The sequence below is a fragment of the Aphanizomenon sp. CS-733/32 genome (genome assembly GCF_028330045.1).
In the GTDB taxonomy this organism is placed as follows: Bacteria; Cyanobacteriota; Cyanobacteriia; order Cyanobacteriales; family Nostocaceae; genus Dolichospermum; species Dolichospermum gracile.
On record NZ_JAQMSE010000184.1, the window covers coordinates 1 to 23,093 of the forward strand.

21 protein-coding genes are annotated in these 23,093 nt (G+C 38.6%); 5 read left to right on the plus strand and 16 right to left on the minus strand.

Annotated elements, in window-relative coordinates; translation table 11 throughout:
* Positions 1 to 16 precede the first annotated feature (16 nt).
* Positions 17 to 562 (minus strand): bifunctional adenosylcobinamide kinase/adenosylcobinamide-phosphate guanylyltransferase, encoded by a 546-nt coding sequence (cobU, locus tag PN471_RS14915; protein WP_271777521.1) that lies wholly within the window; start codon positions 560 to 562, stop codon positions 17 to 19.
* Between the two features lie 124 nt (positions 563 to 686).
* On the opposite strand from cobU, the gene PN471_RS14920 reads away from it, so the two are divergent.
* Entirely contained in the window at positions 687 to 1,484 is a 798-nt protein-coding gene (locus PN471_RS14920) for a hypothetical protein (protein WP_271777522.1), read from the plus strand.
* A 90-nt stretch (positions 1,485 to 1,574) separates the two neighbouring features.
* Positions 1,575 to 1,841: a hypothetical protein gene (locus tag PN471_RS14925; RefSeq protein ID WP_271777523.1), complete on the plus strand. Its 267-nt coding sequence runs from the start codon at positions 1,575 to 1,577 to the stop codon at positions 1,839 to 1,841.
* On the opposite strand, the gene PN471_RS14930 is transcribed toward PN471_RS14925, so the two are convergent.
* From PN471_RS14930 to PN471_RS14985, 12 genes are all read right to left on the minus strand, one after another.
* Entirely contained in the window at positions 1,833 to 2,303 is a 471-nt protein-coding gene (locus PN471_RS14930; RefSeq protein ID WP_271777524.1) for a DUF29 domain-containing protein, read from the minus strand. The two genes, PN471_RS14925 and PN471_RS14930, sit on opposite strands and share 9 nt — an antisense overlap.
* Positions 2,304 to 2,435: 132 nt before the next feature.
* Positions 2,436 to 3,509, minus strand: coding sequence for a class II fructose-bisphosphate aldolase (gene fba, locus PN471_RS14935; RefSeq protein ID WP_271777525.1), 1,074 nt, complete (start codon positions 3,507 to 3,509; stop codon positions 2,436 to 2,438).
* 402 nt (positions 3,510 to 3,911) lie between these two features.
* The gene (locus PN471_RS23365; RefSeq protein WP_334311922.1) at positions 3,912 to 4,040 is read right to left on the minus strand and encodes a DUF3368 domain-containing protein; all 129 of its coding nucleotides are present in this window, start codon (positions 4,038 to 4,040) and stop codon (positions 3,912 to 3,914) included.
* Positions 4,041 to 4,098: 58 nt separating this feature from the next.
* Positions 4,099 to 4,344, minus strand: a complete 246-nt coding sequence (locus PN471_RS14945) for a UPF0175 family protein (RefSeq protein WP_271777526.1) — start codon at positions 4,342 to 4,344, stop codon at positions 4,099 to 4,101.
* Between the two features lie 374 nt (positions 4,345 to 4,718).
* Positions 4,719 to 5,786, minus strand: a complete 1,068-nt coding sequence (locus PN471_RS14950; RefSeq protein ID WP_271777527.1) for an NAD-dependent epimerase/dehydratase family protein — start codon at positions 5,784 to 5,786, stop codon at positions 4,719 to 4,721.
* Between the two features lie 12 nt (positions 5,787 to 5,798).
* Complete coding sequence (locus PN471_RS14955; RefSeq protein WP_271777528.1) at positions 5,799 to 8,003, minus strand: hypothetical protein; 2,205 nt, start codon at positions 8,001 to 8,003, stop codon at positions 5,799 to 5,801.
* A 14-nt stretch (positions 8,004 to 8,017) separates the two neighbouring features.
* Positions 8,018 to 9,325: a glycosyltransferase gene (locus PN471_RS14960; RefSeq protein WP_271777529.1), complete on the minus strand. Its 1,308-nt coding sequence runs from the start codon at positions 9,323 to 9,325 to the stop codon at positions 8,018 to 8,020.
* A 57-nt stretch (positions 9,326 to 9,382) separates the two neighbouring features.
* On the minus strand, positions 9,383 to 10,447 hold the full coding sequence (locus PN471_RS14965; RefSeq protein ID WP_271777530.1) for an NAD-dependent epimerase/dehydratase family protein: 1,065 nt from the start codon (positions 10,445 to 10,447) through the stop codon (positions 9,383 to 9,385).
* 153 nt (positions 10,448 to 10,600) lie between these two features.
* A complete protein-coding gene (gene glgB, locus PN471_RS14970) occupies positions 10,601 to 12,892 on the minus strand; it encodes a 1,4-alpha-glucan branching enzyme (protein WP_271777531.1) in 2,292 nt (763 codons plus the stop codon).
* A gap of 261 nt (positions 12,893 to 13,153) precedes the next feature.
* Positions 13,154 to 13,468 carry a hypothetical protein gene (locus PN471_RS14975; RefSeq protein ID WP_271777532.1) on the minus strand — a complete coding sequence of 105 codons (315 nt, stop codon included), beginning with the start codon at positions 13,466 to 13,468 and terminating at the stop codon, positions 13,154 to 13,156.
* A gap of 1 nt (position 13,469) precedes the next feature.
* On the minus strand, positions 13,470 to 14,177 hold the full coding sequence (locus PN471_RS14980; RefSeq protein ID WP_271777533.1) for a glutathione S-transferase family protein: 708 nt from the start codon (positions 14,175 to 14,177) through the stop codon (positions 13,470 to 13,472).
* A gap of 244 nt (positions 14,178 to 14,421) precedes the next feature.
* Positions 14,422 to 14,661 carry a hypothetical protein gene (locus tag PN471_RS14985; RefSeq protein WP_271777534.1) on the minus strand — a complete coding sequence of 80 codons (240 nt, stop codon included), beginning with the start codon at positions 14,659 to 14,661 and terminating at the stop codon, positions 14,422 to 14,424.
* Positions 14,662 to 14,988: 327 nt separating this feature from the next.
* Here PN471_RS14985 and PN471_RS14990 point away from each other — a divergent pair, with 327 nt between their 5' ends.
* Together PN471_RS14990 and PN471_RS14995 are read left to right on the plus strand one after the other, a co-directional pair.
* Positions 14,989 to 15,654, plus strand: coding sequence for a hypothetical protein (locus PN471_RS14990; protein ID WP_271777535.1), 666 nt, complete (start codon positions 14,989 to 14,991; stop codon positions 15,652 to 15,654).
* 100 nt (positions 15,655 to 15,754) lie between these two features.
* Positions 15,755 to 17,584: a peptidoglycan D,D-transpeptidase FtsI family protein gene (locus tag PN471_RS14995; RefSeq protein ID WP_271777536.1), complete on the plus strand. Its 1,830-nt coding sequence runs from the start codon at positions 15,755 to 15,757 to the stop codon at positions 17,582 to 17,584.
* 35 nt (positions 17,585 to 17,619) lie between these two features.
* Here the strand turns inward: PN471_RS14995 and murD are convergent, their stop codons facing one another.
* The 3 genes from murD to glyS all read right to left on the minus strand — a co-directional run bounded on the left by murD (position 17,620) and on the right by glyS (position 21,761).
* The gene (gene murD, locus PN471_RS15000) at positions 17,620 to 19,014 is read right to left on the minus strand and encodes a UDP-N-acetylmuramoyl-L-alanine--D-glutamate ligase (RefSeq protein ID WP_271777537.1); all 1,395 of its coding nucleotides are present in this window, start codon (positions 19,012 to 19,014) and stop codon (positions 17,620 to 17,622) included.
* Positions 19,015 to 19,238: 224 nt separating this feature from the next.
* The gene (locus tag PN471_RS15005) at positions 19,239 to 19,565 is read right to left on the minus strand and encodes a hypothetical protein (RefSeq protein WP_271777538.1); all 327 of its coding nucleotides are present in this window, start codon (positions 19,563 to 19,565) and stop codon (positions 19,239 to 19,241) included.
* 21 nt (positions 19,566 to 19,586) lie between these two features.
* Complete coding sequence (gene glyS, locus PN471_RS15010) at positions 19,587 to 21,761, minus strand: glycine--tRNA ligase subunit beta (RefSeq protein WP_271777539.1); 2,175 nt, start codon at positions 21,759 to 21,761, stop codon at positions 19,587 to 19,589.
* 979 nt (positions 21,762 to 22,740) lie between these two features.
* On the opposite strand from glyS, the gene PN471_RS15015 reads away from it, so the two are divergent.
* A complete protein-coding gene (locus PN471_RS15015) occupies positions 22,741 to 23,028 on the plus strand; it encodes a type II toxin-antitoxin system HigB family toxin (protein ID WP_271777540.1) in 288 nt (95 codons plus the stop codon).
* Positions 23,029 to 23,093 lie beyond the last annotated feature (65 nt).

The window sequence follows — 23,093 nt, forward strand, 5'->3', positions numbered from 1 at the left end:
CCCTGCTCCCTGCCCCCTATTTAGCTGCTGGTAATGGTACACCTAATAAACTCAGACTCAAGGCATGACCACCCGTCACCAAATAAACGGGTTCACAGATTGTCCCTAATTGTCTCACTAAAGCGCCCAGGCGATCGCGGAATTTTCGCCCTAGAGGATAAGCTGGAACTACACCCCAACCTGTTTCTTCCCCCACAAATATGACATCAGCAGCCACTAACGGCAGAATGTCCAGAAACTCCCTCACAATATTTTCCCAAACTAAATCCTCCTCCTCCAGAAAATTAGCCACCCAAGTTCCTAAAGAATCCACCAACAGGCAAGTATCAGCCTGAGATTGAGCCAAAGCAGCAGTCAATTTCATAGGTACATACAGAGTTATCCAATCTTGAGGACGGCGTTGTTGATGTTTTTGAATGCGTTCTTGCCATTCTAGGTCATCAGGATTTTGTGTAGCTGTGGCAATGTAGACAACATTTTTTTCCGACTTTATCGCCAAATCTTCCGCCCATTCACTTTTACCAGAGCGGGCTGCACCTGTCACCAAAATTATTTTCCCCATTATTTGATAATATAATGTTTCATCAGGAAGAATACACGAGTTAAATCAAGTATCCCCAAAATCAACACCTTTCTGTACTCCTGAATTCTTTCTTGCTAAAGACCATAAATTTGAGGATATGCTTATGAAACCAGGGTTAAAACGGATAGAGGCTACGCTGCATGATTTAAAAACTCGCAATGATGATGTCACCACAGAATCAGGTGAGGAAAGCAAACGTTCCTTTTCCTTTCGCATTAGTATCCGTCCCCAGGAATCTTCAAATTCCCAAAAGACAACCCAAACCCATCATAGTAACTTAGACGCAGATTCAGTTAGTCATCAAACTCCAGAGGCAAATTTATTTCCTCAGCATAGTTCCGTTTCAGCCTTTCGGTCCCAAGAAAATGGAGAAAAAACGCCAACTCTCCCGAAATTTAAAACTCCATCCTTCAGCAATCATCGTCACGGTGCTAACCCAGCACTGGCTATGAATATGCTCCAAGAAATTCAAGATAAAGTAGCTGATTGGCAACTAGAATTACAGAAAATAATACAGCAGATTCAGGATATTTATTTAGAGGGACAAATTATTAATGGTTGGTTGGAATCTAATGTTCAAGAACCAGAAACAGTCGGAACAGCGGCATTACGCCATGCAGAGGTAGAGCGTCTGATGAACTATGTCGAAGAAATTTGTGCTGGTAGTGAAAAAGAGCCTTGTAAACCACTACACACTGACTACCGACTATGTGGAGTAGATACAGCCGGTCAGGTGTGGTCTCGTCCCTGTCCAGTTGAACAAGTTCCTAGTGTTAGTATAGCGATCGCACGTCACCAAAGATTACGACAACTCTTAGGACGCAAACAAGACCTAGAAAATCGCTTGAGTCAATTAGCCGAAACCTTAGTTATGTTACATAGTCATATTCAGCAAAGTTAAATATTTTCTAATTACTCCAAAATACAGTAGCCACCAAGTAAAAACTATGTTACTCTAGAACTACATCGTGGAACTTTACCAATAAAAACTATGCGACTAAAACGTTGGGAATCCCCACGTCGAGAAGGCAGAAACGATAAAGGTCGAGGTGGTTCTGCTAGAAAACGCCAACTGAAAAAACAAAGACAAATGCTCAGACAGAAACTCAAAGAAAATCAAAAGCCGAATGGTCATTATAACAATAAGCAGGGGGAAAGTTCAACTTCCCCCTATTTTTTGGCCTTTTTTCCCAACAGATTTATTACCCATTGCAATCAATTAAAGAAACTGGATTTGCAATTAAATTTCTTAACTTAATTGCATGGTGATAAAATCAGGATTAGTCAGATCATCAGGAAAAAAAGAAGACTCTGTAGGAAAAGAATTAATAGGTAATTTAGTTTCGGTACTAGCAGCGCGAACAGCTTTTAAATAACAATCAGAAAATATTTCTAAATAATAAGGTTTGAGACTAGGACTATCCTCCAATAAAGATTCAATTTGATAAAACTGTTCCCAAATTGTCCTCACCCAACTAGAAGAACGTTTTTCAGATTGATATTGGTACTTGAGTAAGTGCATGAGTAAAACTATGAGTCGGTTTTTAAGTTCACGTCTTTTCTCTTTCCCCATGTCCTCTATTTCTTCAATCAAATGCTCAAAATCAACGTGATCTAATTGATGATTACGCAATAACTTAGCTGTCGTTTCTAGCCATAAACAATAATCCTGATTATAAAGATAACTACTCAAGGATGTAGATTGTAAATTGGTAGTCATACAAATAGCCTTATTTACTGCTATCACTTAAGTCTATCACATTAATTAATAAAACCAGGAGACTTTAAAGCCACCCGGTTTATTCTTGTAGGGACATAGCAGTGCTATGTCCTAATTTATGACTGAAAAAGATTAAACTTTAGCAGCCGCTCTCATTACCAATTCACCCTTAGCATACTTAGCAGCAAAATCTTCTAAAGAAACTTGCTTAATCTTGCTTGCGTTACCAGCAGTACCAAATTGTACATAACGGTCAGCACAAACCTTTTGCATATATTTAATAGAAGGTTTGAGGAAGTGACGAGGATCAAATTCCTTGGGATTAGCAGCCAAAGCTTCACGGACAGCCGCAGTAATAGCCAAACGGTTATCGGTGTCAATATTTACCTTACGCACACCACTCTTGATACCTTTTTGGATTTCTTCTACAGGTACACCGTAGGTTTCAGGAATAGCACCACCATATTGGTTAATGAGTGCCAATAAATCTTCAGGTACAGAAGAAGAACCGTGCATTACCAGGTGAGTGTTAGGTAAACGGCGGTGAATTTCTTCAATGCGGCTAATAGCCAAGATTTCACCTGTAGGCTTACGAGTAAACTTGTAAGCACCATGACTTGTACCGATAGCCACAGCCAAAGCATCAACTTGAGTTGCTTCTACAAAGCTAACAGCTTCATCGGGGTCTGTTAACAATTGAGAATGGTCAAGAGTACCTTCAAAACCATGACCATCTTCAGCTTCACCCGCGCCGGTTTCTAAAGAACCCAAACAGCCTAATTCACCTTCAACGCTGACACCCAAAGAGTGAGCAACGTTAACAACTTCGCTGGTAACTCTAACGTTATATTCAAAGCTGGCAGGGGTTTTAGCGTCAGCTTCCAAAGAACCATCCATCATGACGCTAGTGAAGTTGTTCTTGATAGCTGAATAGCAGGTAGAAGGAGCATTACCATGATCTTGGTGCATGACAATGGGAATCTCAGGATAGGTTTCTACCGCAGCCAAAATCAGGTGACGGAGGAAGTTTTCCCCGGCATAGTTACGAGCGCCGCGAGAAGCTTGTAAGATTACGGGGCTATCTGTTTCCACCGCCGCTTTCATGATTGCTTGAATCTGCTCTAAGTTGTTGACGTTAAAAGCGGGGATACCGTAACCGTGTTCAGCAGCGTGATCCAAAAGCAACCGCATTGGTACGAGAGCCATATATATTCCTCCTAATTTGGGTATTTAGCTAGTCAGTTTAATAGAAGCGTAATCTTTATTTTAATGTAATTTTTACGCTAATCTTAATGTTTTTTTCAACTTACAGAAAATTATATCTAGTGGTGGGTGCTTTTGTTGAGAAAATTTATAGGCTGATATTCTCAAGCTATGTAATGTTTGTGTAAGACTAGAAACTAAGTGCTAGACTGTGCATTAAAGCTGTTACGCAGCTAAATTTGATAACCATAATTTACTTGAACTTTGTAGTGCGGGCATCTTGCCCGCTAGAATTATACAAACTAAATGCACAACAGCTTACCTGGCGATCGCATTTTGCCATAAATTAACTTTAAGCGATCGCATCTATGATTAAATAATTACCCATAATCTTCTGACCCGATTTTACTTTGTTTCATTAACTAGCCGTAGGACACTTTTATACAAAGGTTCAGCAACCCAAAATCCTGCTTTATTAATAAGATCATCTAACAGAGGTTTAACAGTAGAACTGTTCCGTAAAGCTGTTGTAATAAGTGAAGCTGGTTAATAGCTGCAAGATTATTAATGGGTGAAGTATCGCTGACAACAATCACAGTCTACCCATCTCCCGCAAATTCTTGATATCTTGTTCAAAATCCTCTACTCCGTAATGAACAGGGATTTGATAACTTGCGAGTAAATGTTGAAATGCTATAGGATTCATACCAGCAAAGCGACTAGCTTGAGCAAGAGTTAACTTTTCTTTTTGAAACAGCATAATTGCAATTTCTCGTTTCATTTCCTCTTCATTCATGCGAGTTGTGGTTAGTATTTCATTAGGAATAACTACACTCATATTTATGATCCTCTGAACCATTATTATTATAATTGATTGCAATCATTATAGCGGTATGCACTGGAATGAGATACAGTCATAAGCCTCCTCCTCGCTTGCTTGCGGGGTTGGAGGTAGGTTTCTTGTAAGTAATATCGCATTTTGCAGTAAATTAACTTTAAGCGATCGCATCTATGATTCAATACTTATATTAATTTGTCATTAATGATGCTATGTTAAATTTTTTAAATGATTTGCGCTTTATTATCTAGTAGTGGGTGCTTTTGTTGAGAAAATTTATAGGCTGACATTCTCAAACCATGTAATACTTGCGTACGCTTAGAAACTAAGTACAAGATTGTCTATTTGCCAAAGTTTGAGTGAAAAAACAACTCTTAATTAAAAATATCACTGACCTGAGACTCAAATTGACAAATCCACTCATAAATTTCAGTTAGGGTCTTTTTGGCATCTCTTTGAGGTTGCCATCCAGTAGCATTCATCACTTTGCGAGAATCTGTAATAAAGATCGGCACATCACCAATTCTATTTTCGGGAATAGGGGTAATGGGAATCTGATTTCCAGTAATTTCTTGACAAAGCTGAGTTGTTTCGGAGAGTGAAAGGGTGTTATTGACCCCACCACCGACGTTAAAAGTTTGCCCCTTTAATTCCTCTAGACTATAAATCTGGATGTCAATGAGGTCTAATAAATCTGCTATGTGTAAAAAGTCTCTAACTTGTTTACCAGTCCCCCCATAACCAATGTATTTTAAAGGTTTTTGGAAGTAGTGAAACGCCATCCACAATGCAAACACACCTTGATCTACTTTGCCCATTTGCCAAGGACCAGTTAGGACTCCACAACGATTAATCAAAGTTCTGATTCCATAAGCATCAGCATATTCAGCAATCAATAATTCTGAAGCGAGTTTGGTTGAGCCATAAAGAGAGCGGGCTTTATATAAGGGAAATTCCTCAGAGATACCGTGATTTGATGCCCCTACTAAAGGCTGTTGTTCTAAGAGTTGAAAACGGGTTTCTGCTTCTGTAAATTCCAAAGCATTGAGGTAAGCAATGGGATAAACCCGACTGGTAGACAGAAAAATAAAATCTGCTTGGGTTTGTCGTGCTAATTCTAAGCAGTTAATTGTTCCTACAAGGTTAGTTTGTAGCACATAACCCGGAGAAGTGTAGCCAGCTAAAACTGAAGGTTCAGCCGAACATTCTAAAATTAAATCAGGTTGAAGTGCGATGGGATCTAAATCTTCTTGACTTCTAATGTCACCATGCACAAACCGAATCCCTGCTTGTTTGAGTCTGGGTAAATTCAATTCTGAACCTCGTCGCTTTAAGTTATCTAAAGCGGTGATTTTCCAGTCAGGATAGCGTTGGGCAAGTCCTAAACCCAAAGCACTACCTACAAATCCTGCTCCACCTGTGATTAAAATCTGTTTGCTCATGGGATTTATTTATTAATCACGTAATATATCTGATAAAAAACTTAGTTCTATTCTCGGTGCGTACAAAAGAGAGTTGCTTGTTTGGAAACTGAATGACTTAACTTTTGCTGGTAACTGTCCTCGAAAGAAAGATAAAGCTTCATTATCGTCTTTGGGGAGATGACTAACTATAACGCCGTTTTCCGAATTTTCAGGAATAATTCTGTAAGTCTTTTGAGAATTGTCTACATAATCTATTTTCATCATTACAGGTGGTGATCTAAAGAGGGTTTTATAGAGTTTTCCTATCAGAGAATATTGAAATTTAACATTGGCACGAATTATAGCTCCATTACTAACTTTTATAGAATGAGGACTATCCCAGGGAATTGATGATATTTCACTCAAAGAATCTGGCAAACATCGGCTTACGTTACGCTTTTCTAAAAGGACTATATTCGAGAGTTTAGGAGTTTTGACAAAATCAGGGACATTAGCAGATGGTTCGTAGTTACAGAAAACATAAGAAAAAGTCTTAGGTTCATCAAAGAAAGGATGTCTACCATCAATTGATGTGAAATTATAAAAAATGTAATCTCTTGGTGATTTTGATATACTTTCAAAGTTGAAATTATCGAGAGTCTTTGTATATGCTGAATAAGATTGGAATATTGGTCTAGGTTTCCAATTAAGTTGGTTAGTGGGAACTAATGAAATTTCCCAAGGAATGATATCTATTGTTTTGCCATTAACTAAGTTTTTAACATTGTCGGGAAGTTGAACATTGGCTAGATTACCTCTGGTTTCTTTATCTATTGTCAACCTTAAGTTTTTTATATCAAATAGATAACTAAGATTGTTTATAGCCTGTTTAGGCATTAATGTTTTGGCTTGATTTCTTGGACTGATATAAGGGAAAGAAATGAGTAAGGAGGCGATCAATATATAAGCAAATAAATAGTAAGATATTTTTTGATGGCGAAATTTGGAAATTCTCAGAATTAATAGTGAAGTAACTAGGGGAACTACTATAGCAAAAACTACAACATGACCATCTTGACGAACAAAACCGTGTTTAAAGGATAGAAAAATAACAAAAAATAAGGACAAAGATAAATTTAAATATCCTTCCTTTGTTATCAAAAACATAAGCCAGATTATCAAAAAAAAGTCTGATATAGCAATTGCTAGTTGAATCTTGAAAAAATTAAATTTAGTGAAGCCGACTATGCTCATTGCGCTGGAATAACCTGATGATATCTCCAATGAGTTTTTCAGGTAATCTATTAAAGAAGGAGATTCACTAAAGAAGATTGTATGAACTAGCAATAAGCAGTAGATAACATAAAATACCAACCAAGGTAATAAGAGATTATTTCTAAATATAATATTGCATAACTTAGCTACTATTTCTCCTTTCGACTCAGATTTTTTCTTAATTAGCTTTTGAAATAACCCAACTGATACTCCCATTCCCCCTGCTATCAAAAGATTAATCATTATCTTGTTTAAGGATAATAGAAATTGATCTGGTGCTAAAAAAATTAAAGTTATAGAAATGAATCCTAAGCCAGAATTTATGATTGCAAAAACATAATTAACTAGCTCTATTTTTGATTTATTTCTAAAAGATTGATAAATATTTACTAATAAAAATAAGTTAACTAAACCAAACGTATAAATCCCTAAAGTCAATTTAGTAAGAGCGCAGAAACCTGACACAGCACCCAGCAAGAGAAATAGTAAACGAGGATATTTCTTAATAAAATTGTCAAAGCTCAATATGACTAAGAATATAAACAAAATTTGATAATCTGTTGACATACCGACCCCTATATAAGGAGTTCCTATAAAAAGTGAGAATATAATACTTAAACCTATAAATATTTGCTGAATAAGACTTTTTAGAGTTACTATTCTCAAGATAGTAACAATAAATAAAAGTAAATAAACAAACCAACGAAAAATTATTATCTGGAAGAAATTTTCGGATAATACAGCACCAGTAATTAAATATCCTAATGGTCCATAAGTAAATATAATGTCTTTTCCAAAAATCAATTGTTTTTGGACTGCTTGGCTAATTGCATAAGCCCAGGATGGATCTAATCCAGTTTTTATCGGACTAGGTAGAGGGAGAAAGGCAATAAAAACGTAGATAAATAAGATAAAACTGGGGAACAAAAGTTTCCATCTAATTGACTTATCAAATTCTCTTACTATTGGATGATCATTCATACAATAAACTCCTTCTAAATTACCTTGTGTTTTCTATTTACCAACTGAGCCTGATTACGCCGATAATCTCCTCTAGAAAGATATTTTTCTAACCAAGCATAAAGAACAATAAACAAGTAGCGGCTACCCATCTCCTTCAGCTTCAGTTTGGATACTCCCGTGGCGCGGTTTTGCCAAGTAATGGGCATAATTGTGTAGGAATATCCTCTGATAATAGCCTTAAGAGGCATTTCCACTGTTAAATTAAAGTGGTGCGATAGTAGAGGAGAAATACCCTCAATTACTTCGCGACGATATGCTTTAAAGGCATTGGTTGTATCATTGAACTTCAAGCCAAATAGGATTTGAATAAATAAATTAGCAAAACGATTTACGAGTAACTTGTGCGTCGGATAGTCAATGACTTTACCTCCTTTAATAAACCGAGAACCGAATACACAATCATATCCCTCTTGCAGCTTATAGTAGTAATCAACAATATTTTCTGGAGCATCAGAACTATCTGCCATGACAATGGCTACTGCATTACCTTGAAAATTCTCTAAGCCGCAGCGTACAGCAAAACCAAACCCGTTGGGATAATAGTTATTAATATAACGGATCTTACTATTTTCAGAATTTAGCTGCTGCAATAATTCTTCTGTTTGATCACGACTGTTATCATTAACAACTAGAATTTCGTAAGCAATCTTTTCTTGTTCTAATATTTTGCTAATGGACTGAATAGTTGGGACAATACAACCTTCTTCGTTATGAGCAGGAATGACAATAGAGAAAACTTTAATTCCTGTTAAATTCTCTGATTGAGGGTATTTGGGGTGAGAAGATTTATGTTCTAGTCCAGGAGCTAATCCTTCAGGATAATATATTTTCGTAGTAAATTGTGTTCGTGTTTGATCAGATTGAACTGGAGTTTTAAATACTAAGCGATCGCTAATCAAATAGTTGATAATTGCACTTAATAATACACCTATTAAGGTATTTATGGCATAATTAACTCCTAACCTATCTAACAAAGGAAAGAGAATGAAGATCCGAGTAATTACAGCAGCTCCAGCGGACAGATGATAAAGGGGAATTTGTCGCCATAATACTTCTCTTATTGTCCAAACACCTCCCGGCCAAACCCAAATCCGGTAGATGAAAAAACTGGCTAACAGCGACAATTCGATTGACGCTGCATTAGCGACATTGCGTAAAGCAGGTGTGTTAAATCCTAGCAACTCAATCAAACCAAATATCAGCAATAAATTGATGACTGCTGCGACACCACCACCGATGAGAAACTTAAAAAGTTTTTGCCGAAATAGCTTTTTCAACATGACGAGCAAATCTAAAAATAACAAGTGATTAAAACTAGAAATGAAACTTGGGGATTCTTAGCTCCATCGGCTGATGTTTTCGGCAAAAATTTCTTTTAAAATACCTGTCACTGTATAGGTTAAATCCCAGTTAGGATAGTGATTCTTAAATTTCTGAACATCACTAATCCACCAAATATGATCGCCAATTCGATTGGATTCCTCATAGCTCCAGGTTAACTTTTTATCAGCTATGGCTTCACAATGCCCAATTGCTTCTAACATTGAGCAATTACTAAAACGACTACCGCCAATATTATAAACTTCAGTTACACGGGGAGCTTGATAAAAGTGGTAGAAAGCATTAACTAAATCATAACTGTGGATGTTATCACGAACTTGTTTACCCTGATAGCCATATACTTGGTAAGGCTGGCCAGTCATGGTACATTTCATCAAGTAAGATAAAAAGCCATGGAGTTTAGTCCCAGAGTGACCAGGACCAGTTAAACATCCTCCCCGAAAACAAGCTGTTTTTATGCTAAAATAACGCCCGTATTCCTGGACTAAGATATCTGCTGCTACTTTAGAAGCTCCAAATAGCGAATGTTTGCAGTTATCAATACTCATGCTTTCATTAATACCCTGGTTGTAGGGATGTGTCTGTGCAATTTCCCAGCGCAGTTCTTGTTCAACCAGTGGCAATAAATTGGGAGTATCACCATAAACTTTATTAGTAGAGCAAAAGATAAATACAGCTTCTGGACAATGTTGACGGGTATTCTCTAATAACACCAATGTACCATTGGCATTAACTGTAAAATCAGTGTAGGGGTCTTTAGCCGCCCAATCGTGGGAAGGTTGAGCCGCAGTATGAATAATTAGACTTATATCTTGACTATATGTTTGAAATATTTGGGAGATTGTCTCGTGATCACGAATATCAACATTATGATGGATATATTTATCACCATAATCTTGTAAAAGGCGATCGCGGTTCCATTCTGTTGACGCATCCTCACCAAAAAAAACCTGTCGCATATTGTTGTCAATGCCAACAACGGTAAAACCGAGATCGGCAAAAAACCTCACCGATTCAGAACCAATTAGTCCAGCAGCCCCTGTTACCAAAATAATGCTCATACAAACTAATTTGGATGGTAGTAACTCAAAAGTAGTCTTTACTATACAAAGATAGTACCATGTAGCATACTTGTAGTCAAGTCATAGTATATTAATGTTTACAAATAAAATCCCTAACAAGCACATAGGGTGAGCAATGCCCACCCTACAGGATTATTCCATCACCTGTGCGGATTTCTGTTTATCCAGCTTCAGCATCAACACGCCCAAAGGAGGTAAACACAAATCCAAGGAATAAGGACGATTGTGCAAAGACCAATCATCAGTCCACTTACCACCTAAATTGCCCATATTGCTACCGCCATACTGACGGGCATCACTATTGAATAACTCAGTATAAAAGCCCTTTTCTGGCACACCAATACGATAGTGAGAATAGGGTTGAGGGGTAAAGTTACAAACCACAATCATAAAATCGTCAGAATTTTTGTCACGACGGACAAAAGAAACCACACTATGACGGTTATCAGTACAGTCAATCCACTCAAACCCCGCTTGATCAAAATCTTGAGTGTATAAAGCTGGTTGGGAACGATAAAAATGATTAAGAGACTGGAAAAAATCCTTTAACTGTCGGTGTGGTTCATACTGTAATAGATGCCATTCCAAATCAGCCCAAGCATTCCACTCACTCCACTGACCAAATTCCATGCTCATAAACATGGTTTTCTTGCCGGGGTGAGCGAACATATAAGTAAACAAACAGCGGATATTAGCTAACTTCTGCCATTCATCACCGGGCATTTTGCCGATGATATTACTCTTACCATGTACCACTTCATCGTGGGACAGAGCTAACATGAAGTTCTCGCTGTGGTTATACCACATACTGAAAGTAATATTGTTTTGATGGAACTGGCGAAACCAGGGGTCCATGCTGAAGTAATCCAGCATATCGTGCATCCAGCCCATATTCCACTTTAAGTTAAAGCCCAATCCGCCCGTATAGGTAGGCCAAGATACCATTGGCCAAGATGTGGACTCTTCCGCAATGGAAAGCACACCAGGATAATAACCAAACAATAAGCTATTAACTTGACGTAAAAAATCCGCCGCTTCTAAATTTTCCCGACCACCGTATTCGTTAGTCAACCATTCTCCTGGTTTTCGGCAATAATCAAGGTAGAGCATGGAAGCGACCGCATCAACACGAATTCCGTCAATGTGGTATTTATCGAACCAGAATAGGGCATTAGCTACCAAGAAATTACGGACTTCATGGCGATTGTAGTTAAATACTAAAGTCCCCCATTCTTTATGTTCACCTTTGCGAGGATCAGAGTGTTCATACAAGTGGCTACCATCAAAGAAGGCTAAACCATGACCATCTTTGGGGAAGTGACCGGGAACCCAATCTACAATGACACCAATACCATTTTTATGGCATTCGTCCACAAAATACATGAAGTCTTCGGGAGTCCCAAAGCGGGATGTGGGAGCATAGTAACCTGTTACTTGATAACCCCAAGAACCATCAAAGGGATGTTCGGCAATTGGTAACAGTTCTAAATGGGTATATCCTAATTTCTTGACGTAGGGAATGAGTTTATCTGCCAGTTCCCGATAAGTCAGAAACCGCGCACCGGGTTTGAGTTCGGAAACGACAACTACAGGTTCGGTTTCTCCATTGGGTAATTTGGGAGGTTCAGCACTAGCGGCGTGTAACCAAGAGCCTAAATGCACTTCATACACAGAAATGGGTTGACTCAAGGGGTCACTGTGTCGCCGCTTTTCCATCCAGTCTTCGTCATTCCAGGTATAGGAATTTAAGTCGGTAACAATAGATGCTGTTTTTGGCCGGGGTTCTTGTTGGAAACCGTAGGGATCAGATTTTTCGTAAATATGTCCTTCAAAATTTTTGATTTCATATTTGTAATGTTCTCCTACACCGATTTCGGGAATAAATAGTTCCCAAACGCCTGTATGTCCTTTCCGCATTTGGTGTTTGCGTCCATCCCACAGGTTAAAATCTCCTAATAAGGAAACGTTGCGGGCATTGGGGGCCCAAACAGCAAAATAAACGCCTTTGATACCATCTACTTCTGTGGTGTGCGCTCCTAATTTTTCGTAAATGCGGTGATGGTTGCCTTCACTAAACAAATGTAGATCAAATTCTGTTAAGTGGGCAGAACGGAAAGCATAAGGGTCATTAACTACCCGCTCATGTTCTCCTTCTTTAATGCGTAACTGATAATTTTTCAGTTCTGTGGTTTCAATGGTGCATTCAAAAAAATGAGGATGATGCACTGTGTCCATTGGGTATTCTTTTCGTTCCTCTGGAACTACTACATAAGCGGCGCTGGCATTTGGGAGGTAGGCTCGCACAGCCCATACAGTTTTACCATTTTGCTCTATCAGATGAGAACCCAGAATTTCAAAGGGATCGTGATGTTGATTCCCAACAATGCGATTAACCTGTTCGGGGGCGACTGTGGTTGTGGACATGAAGCTACCTATGTGATATATGGGGATTAACTAAATCTACTTTTTAACATCTATTCATATTCTCGCATCTTTGTCGCCACTGTCAGTTGTTAGTTGTCAGGAAGAAGGCAATAGGCAATAGGCAAGAGACAATAGGCAATAGGCAATAGGCAAGAGACAATAGGCAATAGGCAATAGGCAATAGGCAATAAACATTCTCCCTGTTCCCTGTCACCTGTCACCTGTCACCTGTCACCTGTTCCCTGTCACCTGTTCCCTAAATTAAATGCTCAAAAATGGGAAAAATTGTAATAATGTTTTGCGTAGTTGCAACAAGAATATTTTATCGCGGATACCGGAGGCTAAACGTGGTGGTGGACTTATTTGGATTTGTGCTTGCAATTCGGCGTATTCTGCGGGCGTGAGGACTCTACCATCAATGGGCGATCGCGCTGCTAGAATAATCTCTGTTCGCAATATCTCTTCTGGTATATCTGCTTGTGGTGGTAATGCCATCACGACTTTAGTACTATAACCACTAAACCCGATTAAAATACTAGTAGTAACACTCAAAATAACTAGCAGTATTCGTTTCATCTTAACTCCTGATTGGGCGCAGTCCCTGCGCCCCTACGTCCTCAAGTCCTGGTGGTAATGGTTCACCACATAACTGGTGGATATTGATAATTCGTGCAAAAATCTGTGGATATGCCTGACGATAATCAGGAATTAGTGCTAAAGGACTCAACAAAGCCGCTGCTGCAAGATCAGCTATACTCAAGCGGCCACCCACTAAGTAATCACCTTTTTGCCAATACATAGACAATAATAACAAAGCATGAGCGAGTCTTTTTTTGGCTAATTCAACTGTAGTATCATTAATACCATATTGTTGTCTAACTACTTTAATCACCATTTGGCTAAATAGTGATGGATCAATGTCCTTACCTTCACCAGCGCGAAATTGATAATATACAAATCTAGTAGCCGTGCCGACACTTTCATCTAACCAGTCTTCTAACATCGCAGCTTGAGCTTGCTGTTCTGAATTGGGTAGAAACAAAGTAGGTTCGGGTTGATAACTTTCTAAAAATTTAAAAATTTCCGTAGAGTCGCCAATAGCTTGGGGTTGTCCGACAATTTGGGGTAACAGCACAGGTAATGTTGTCAATCCAGTTAAGGACTTTACCCTCAAGATGTGCAGTCCTGGAGTGAGATTTTCCGTTTGATAACTAATTCCTTTATAACCCAATGCCAATCTGGCTTTGCGACAATAGTGAGATGTACTAAATTGCAGTAACAGCATACATTGAGATTAATTTGGTTACTGACAAAACAAATATAGAAAAAATCAAACTGGGCGAGAACTGAATCTAGCCCAGAAGCAAAACCTGATAAATGTTTCTCTTTTTTACCCAACTTAACACTGTTAGGCAGTTGAATCTTTATTTTTTAATCTACAAACTATCCTAACTTTCTCAGTAGAGTTTTGTAGAAAATAATTTTTTAAGATGTCAACTACCCAGGAGAGGTTAATATTTTACCCTATACTAAGGTTTTTTGGGAGTAGCCGCAGGGGATGTGGTCGCTGCGGGGGATGTGGTCGCATCAGGAGATGTAGTCGCATCAGGAGATGTGGTTGCTGCGGGGGTAGCAGTATCTGCTGGTTCGCCACCTGTTGTTGCTGCTGGAGAACTGGTAGTACCTGATGGTTCACCACCACCATCACAAGCTCCCAGCATGGTAGCCAGACTTAACATTAGAGCCAAACCAAAAATTCTTGTCTTCATAACTCCTCTTTCACCAATTGTGGCAATAAAATATGCAGCCTGTTGAATAAGATACCTTATTTATTGATTTTTTTTAAGGACTTTCTGATTACATATTTCAACCGATTCTTTTTTGTAACATTCTTGTAGATTATATGTAACATAAACAGGGTGTAATTAACGGTTAGAATGGTCTCGATTCTTGTCCTGAAAATTTGCTAAAGAGAACGGTGAAATCCCCCTGAAAAGAGATGGAAAACTCGGACGTTTTTTCCCTGTTTCCTTCTTTTGTAACTTTGGGCAAAATCTAGTTAAGTCAAGATTAAAGTATTTATTATCAGAAAAATCATGGTTTTTGAACGTAAATCGGCAGTTTCCACAAAAAATACCTGGTTCTGGCGTAAATCTCCTGCATCATTGAATAAGCGACGTTCTCGAAGTTTGAATCAAAAAAGCCAGAGTTCCTCCCGACTCCAGAGTGAAGCGATCGCAGTTAAATCCTCTAGTCCCCGAAATGCTTGGCTAAATTTCTTAGGTTCTCGCCGAAATAAACCAGCAATTCGCACTATAAATTTAGACGCGGGTAAACAACAAACTACTGATATTAATAGACAATCAAATACTGCTGTTTATAGGATGAGTAATACTCCAACTTTGCCTGAATGGTTACTACGTATGTATATGGTCAATCGCTATTCGTCAATTTTAGCATTTTTATTAGTGGTAGCGACATTAATAGTTTATGGTTGGACTGTATATTCACAAGAGCTTTGGAGTGATTACTATGGTAAGTTACAAAGCTTACAACGTCATGAGCGACAGTTAAATACTGCTAATGCGACACTAACTAGCAAAATGGCACAGGAGGCGGAACAGCCTGGTACGGAATTGGTATCACCAACTTCTCAGAGGACAATTTTCTTACCACCAACATCCAATAATTATCCCCGGTCGTCATTCTCAACTTCTCAACCAGAACCGCAACCTGAACCCCCTTCTCCATTAGGATATTAATTGGTAATGGGTAATGGGTAATTGGTGATTGGTAAATAATTTTCTTCCTCCTGAAATCCTGACAACTGACCACTGAAAACTGACAACTGACCACTGACTCATGCTAAAGTTATCGCTGAAAACACAATTTAAAAATCTACGTAATTTAGAATTCCGACGCAAACGCAAGTTTTCTAGACAGACTGAATCAGAAAATATTGAGCCAAAAACACCGGAAACTCGACCTAACATTCAATTACGATTGTTTACGGTCTGGGGTGTGTTAATGATGGCTATAGTAGGTTTGGTATTTAATTTATATCAATTACAAATTGTTCAGGGAAAAAAGCTGACTAAGAAGGCGCGAAATCAGCAAATGGTGAATGTGCGCCCTTATATGCCTCGTCGTCCGGTAGTGGATCGGGATAATAACATATTGGCTATTGATCGTCCCGTTTATACTGTATATAGTCATCCTAAGTTATTCAATCTATCCCAGGAAGAAATTGCGGAGAAAATCGCGCCAATTATCGGCAAAGAAAAGGCTGATTTGGTGAAAACATTCCAAAATAAACGGAGTGGAATTTTACTAGCTTCTGGGGTCTCTGAAGATATTACTGATAAGTTAATCTCACTGCGTTTGAATGGGTTTGAGTTTATTCAAAAATACTCCCGATTTTATCCCCAAGATGATTTAGTGGCGGATGTAGTGGGCTATGTTAATCTTGACCGTCGTGGCCAAGCTGGTGTGGAATATAGTCAGGAGAAGTTACTAGAACGTTCTGGACAAACAGTACGGATGAGTAAGTCGGGAAATGGGTCGTTGATGCCGAATTATGTTACCGAGGGATTTCTGAATTCTGATGATTTAAAATTGCAACTAACTATTGATAGCCGTGTGCAAGGGGTAGCCCGCGCGGCGTTGAAAGAACAAATGACTAAATTCAGCGCCAAACGGGGTGCAGTGGTTGTCATGGATGCAGTGGATGGTTCTTTATTGGCTTTGGTTTCTCAGCCTACCTATAATCCGAATCAATATGCTAAGTCCGATATTTCTCTGTTCAAAAATTGGACTGTGGCTGATCTTTATGAACCAGGATCAACTTTTAAGCCGGTGAATGTGGCGATCGCTCTTGAAAATGGTACAATCAAACCAGACGACACTTTTGAAGATCCTGGTTCTATTAAAATCGGCACACATACTATAAAAAATGCCGAAAAAACTGGTTATCGCCGATTAACTATTCCTGAAATTTTACAAACTTCTAGTAATATTGGCATGGTGAGAATCATTCAACGAATAAAACCATCTATATACTACAACTGGCTAGAACGTTTAGGGTTAGGACAAAAAGTTGAAACAGATTTACCCTTTGAAGTTAGTGGTCAATTAAAAAGTCAAGAAAAATTTATTTCTTCAGCCATTGAACCAGCTACCACATCTTTTGGACAAGGCTTTTCTCTGACTCCATTACAACTGGTACAACTACAAGGTGCATTAGCTAATGGGGGTAAATTAGTCACACCTCATGTAGTGCGAGGACTAATTGATACCAAAGGCGGAATGCACTATTCACTTACTCTTCCAGAACCAAGACAAATTTTCTCACCTACAACCACCCAAAAGGTTGTGGAAATGATGGAAACAGTAGTCAGTTCCGGTACTGGTAAAGCAGCGAGAATTTCAGGATATCGGATTGGTGGTAAAACAGGAACAGCGCAAAAAGCTAGTCCTAATGGTGGATATATTAAGGGTGCAAGAATTACCAGTTTTGTCGCTATTTTGCCTGTGGAATCTCCCCGTTATGTGGTGTTTGCAGTTGTGGATGAACCAAAGGGAGAAAATGCCTATGGTTCTACTGTAGCTGCACCAATTGTGAAAACTGTAATGGAATCACTAATTCCTATTGAACAAATTCCACCTAGTCAGGAAAAGGTAATTGGTCATTAGTCATTGGTGATTGGTGTCATTGATTCATTTACGTTTTACGTTTTTTCAGCAAACCCTAGATATTTTTGACACAATTGCCGAAAGTCTTCGCCCCGCATTTCAAAGTTAGGATACTGATCAAAACTAGCGCAAGCTGGAGACAGTAATACTACTGAAGCTTGATGTTTTTTGGCTAATTCCGCAGATAAAGATACGGCGTTTTCCATTGTTTCCACTATGTGATAATTGCTATATCCCACCTTTTGGAAACGTTTCGCAAATGCTGGTGCTGCGTTACCTATGAGTAAGACGGCGGCGGCTTTGGCTTGAATTTGGTCTAACCAGGCACTATCATCTCCGGCTTTGGCTTCTCCACCGGCGATTAAAATGGCGGGACTTTGCACAGATGCCAATCCTACTTCGGCTGCGTCGTAATTGGTGGCTTTGCTATCGTTAATAAAATTAATTCCTTGCCAATTGCAGATATGTTCTAAGCGATGGGGAACACCAGGAAATTCACGGACAGCTTGAGAAATTGCGGTAATATCTATACCTGCTAATCTGGCTGCGGCGACGGACATGAGGAGATTTTGCTGGTTATGTTCTCCTACCATTCGCAATGCAGATACCTCAACAATGGGTTGGGGTGTGGCGCTGATTTTTTCCATTACCCAGCCATTCTCTATATAAAAGCCTTTTTCACCAATTAGAAATTCTTGACCTTTAACGCTTGTCCAATAGGCGTTTGGCCAATGATTTAATCCTAATTTGCTCAAATGAGTATCATCACCGTTAAATATTTGAATTTGGGAATTATGTAATAATTTGGCTTTGATATTATAGTAATTTTCTAATGTTTTGTGACGAGCTAAATGATCTGGTGTGAAGGTTGTCCAAATTCCAATACGAGGCGCTAATGTCACAGAAGATTCAATTTGATAACTACTAATTTCCCCAATTATCCAATCAACGGAATTTTTTTCTGTATTCCCTCTTGCCTGTATTGCTACCTCACAAGCAGCATAACCAATGTTACCACAGGCGGGGGCGTTCAATCCTGCTGTTTGGAAAATTGCCGCAGTTAAGGCTGTAGTGGTGGTTTTACCATTTGTACCGGTGATTGCTACCCAAGGAATATCTTGTAAATATCGCCAAGCTAGTTCCATTTCGCCAATAGTTTCTATGCCTAGTTCTCGCGCTGTGGCTAATATAGGAATATCCCAAGGAACTCCGGGACTGACAACTATTAACTTGGATATATCAGAACTGGTAAATTCTGGTTTGTGTGCCAATTTGACGGTGATATGTTCGCTGGCGAGTTTTTGTTGTTGTTCGAGGAGGGTTGGGGAGGTGCTACTGTCGCAAAGTTCTACCTCCCAGCCTTCCTGTTTTAACAATCTTGCCGCAGCTACACCGGATTTTCCGAATCCAATAATTAGCGCTTGTGGCATAGACTATGTAGCATCCCTGGTTAAGCTTCCCTATTGTAGTGTTAATTGGCAACAATTTAACAAGTTTTTTTTGTTTGGGTAATTTTTCTCAAGTGGGAGAAACAGTTAAAACAACCATCTGAGTATTATCACGTTTGAAAGACTAACAGTAAGATTTGGAAAAAAAGTGATCGTGCTTGATATAATCAGCAAGCGATCACTTTCAAAATTACAAAGATCAAGTATTATGCGTCAGGAGTCAAAATTCTGGTTAAGAGTTTTTCTTTCGCTTGTAATTTTTTGTTGTTAACATCATTCAACTCTTTTTGCAAGTCGGATAAACAACCCTTTATCTCTTTGATAACAGCAGTATCAGTTTCTCCTTCGGTTGCTGAACCTGCAGATGCAAGTCTTGCGGTTAGTTGACAGATTTTTGTATCTGGTTCTAAAATGGTCAAAATTGCGAACATTTCAGCTAGGTTTTTTAATTCCATATCGCCTCTGATTTTCAAAACATTAAAAGACAAAACAACAATAACATTTATATGATTTGTTTTGTCAATGAGTAACAACTGAGAAGATATTTTTTGAACCTACAGGTTTTTGACTATTGCGCCAAAATCCGCCAATACACGGGCGTGATTTCGCAGTAATCCCAGCAAATTTAAGCGATTTTGCTTAATATCGGGATTTGCGTCCATAACTAAAACGCTGTCTTCACCATCAAAAAATGTACTAACGGTGGGGGCGATTTTTGCTAGTGCGGTTACTAACAGTTGATAATCTCGATTCTTTTGTGCTGCTTGGGTTTGGGGAACTAGTTCCAACAAAGCGTTATAAAATGCAGATTCGGATTTTTTCTGGAAGAGTTGGGGATTAATTAAAGGTTGTGGTTCTAGTTGTTGAAAGTCTAGATTTCCTTGTGCTGCGAGGCGGGTGGAACGGTTGACGGTTTCGTAAATTTTATCTAATGTACCATCTTTGCGGATTTGTTGTAAATAGAGAGCGCGATCGCGGACATCTAATAAATCTGTTAATGCGCGTTCTGTGTATTCAGGATCATTTTCTCCCAAAACTGCATTTACCAAATCGTAATCTATCTGTTTTTCATCTTGTAATAAGGTGCGAATCCGTTGCAAGAAAAATTCTTGCAATGTTTTAATTAAGGATTTGGCATCTTTGTTAAACTCTGTGGCAAAATCTGTGGCGATTTGTTCTAAAAGGGTTGATAAATTAATTTGCAAGTTCGCCAGCCATGTAATATTAACAATGGCATTTGCAGCGCGACGCAATGCAAAAGGATCTGATGAACCAGTGGGAATTAAACCTAAACCAAAAATACTCACTAAAGTATCTAATCTATCACCTAAACCGACTACTTGACCTGTGAGAGTTTGGGGAAAAATATCATCAGCATTTCTGGGTAAGTAATGCTCGAAAATTGCTTTTGCAACTTCTGGATTTTCGCCATTTGCTAAGGCGTATTTTTCGCCCATGATTCCCTGCAATTCAGGAAATTCATAGACCATTTGCGTAACTAAATCGGCTTTACAAAGTAATGCAGCTCTTTGTATATTGAGGGTTTGGGCAGGATTTAATTGTAGTTGATTAGTAATTTTTTCGGCATTCTTAACTATTCTGGAAACTTTGACGCGAACTGAACCTAAATCTTCCTGGAATGTGACTTTTTCTAATTGGGGTAAATATGTTTCTAAGGGTTTGGCTAAATCAGCTTCATAGAAAAATCTGCCGTCAGCTAACCGCGCTCGAATTACTCTAGCATTACCGACGGCGATAATATCTGATTTAGCGGGATCTCCGTTACTAATGGTGATAAAATTGGGTAATAATTCCTGACAATCAGCATTTTTGAAGACGGGAAAATAACGCTGATGACTTACCATGACTTCGGTAATTACTTCTTTTGGTAAGTTGAGAAATTCTGCTTCAAATTGTCCGATTACTGCTGTGGGATATTCAACTAAATTTACAACTTCTGCTAGTAAGTCGGGGTAAATTGGCGTATAACCACCTAATTTTTTGGCGGCGGCTTTCACTTGATTTGTGATAATTTCGGCTCGGTTTTCTGGGGGGACATTTACATAACCGGAAGCCAAGGTTTTTACATATTCTGTAGCATGGGAAATACTGACGGGTTCGGGGTGTAAGACTCTATGGGTGCGAGATAGGCGACCTGCTTGCAGCAGCGCTTCGCTATCGCTCTTAACCGTTTTTTCGCCATTATCTAACTCTAACGGTAAAACATCCCCATCTAACAATGTTACTAACCACCGAATTGGCCGGGAAAATCTAGCGTCACCATATCCCCAGCGCATTAATCGCTTGCCTTCTAAGTTCCAAACCCATTGGGGGACAAGTTCGGTTAAAATATCCGCTATGGGACGACCGGGAATTTTTTTGTTAACAAAGACGAAATCCCCTTTGTCTGTGGGACGAATTTCTAAAGCGGAAATATCTACACCTTGCTTACTCGCAAAACCAATGGCGGCTTTCGTGGGTTGTCCGTCTTTAAAAGCTGCTTGTGCGGGTGGTCCTTTGATTTCTTCTTCCCTGTCTGCTTGTTGGGAAGGTAAACCGGTAATGAGAACTGCTAACCGGCGCGGTGTTCCATAGACTTCAACAACCGTATTGGGGAGATTGTGGGTTTCTAGGCTTTCGGGAATGTGCGATCGCCATTGTACAATAGCATCACTCAAAAAACCTGCGGGTAATTCTTCTGTACCGACCTCTAATAAAAATGCTGGCATAAGATACTGTTTTTAACTTGGCGTGGCTTAATATTAGTCAATTCCAGTATTGTACGCCAGTTCCGACCCTTGGTGGAATTTTAAGACGGTAGCGGGGTTACTTATCCAGAAAAGTAAAACTAATTGAGTCTATTTTTGAAGCCATTTACTTTCTAAATCCCTTCTAATACATCCATAAATTCCTGCTGCATTTTGACTAAATTCCACAATTTCTAAAGGTAGTAAAAACTGTATTAAAGCATTTTTATTTTTCTCTTGCTGCTGACTTTTATAAACACCATATTCTAATTCAGCATTTGATTAGTACCGTCACTGCTAAGTTTGGCTGTATTCATGATTATTTCCTCTAATTCATGTTAGTTGCCTATGCTTTAATTGTAGCTAAAAATTGTCTGAATCAGGATGTCCAGGATTTGAGGGTGTACAGGATGTTTTTTAATATTTATCTACATTTTCAGAAATTGTATTTTGTCTGAATCAGGATGTCCAGGATTTGAGGGTGTACAGGATGTTTTTTAATATTTATCTACATTTTCACGAAATTGTATTTTGTCAGAATCAGGATGCTCAGAATTTGAGGATGTACAGGATGTTTTTTAATATTTATCTACATTTTCACGAAATTGCGCTAATTCAAATATCCCACAATATCAATATCAAATACAATCCTGTTAATCCTGTAATCCTGGTTATCCTGATATGACTTGCGCCACGCTGCGCTATCAGACAGTTAAATATTAATAAAAAATGGTGCTGTACTTTCGGAGAACGCACCCTACAAGATGAGAAATCCGGGAGTAGCGTAACGTTTACGCGGTGGTAATCTCAACACTTCGCCTAATTGAAATGAATTTCCAAAAATTCCTGTACAGAGGCTTGACATTTGGTTCTCTTTATGAGAACATAAAGTTAGACAGACCAAAAAAACAAGGTAAAGCAGATATGTTTAAACTAAAAAAATCGAATTTAATAATATATTATGAAAGTAATTGGCATCGAAAACCTAACTGAATTTAGTAAGATTCATCCAGATGCTGAAATTAGTCTTAATGTTTGGCTCCAAACTGCTCAAAAGGAAGAATGGAAACACATTATAGATGTAAGGAAAGTTTATCCACACGCAGATTTTGTACAAGGGTACACAGTTTTTAATATAGGAGGAAATAAGTTTCGGTTAATTACTAAAATTACCTATAAAGTCAAGACCATTAAGATTGAGGATGTATTAACTCATAGTGAATATAATGAAGATAAGTGGAAAAAATAAGGAATAATTAGAGGATTATTAGAGGATTTCGCTTCTCAATAGTCTAATTACACTACTCATAAGCT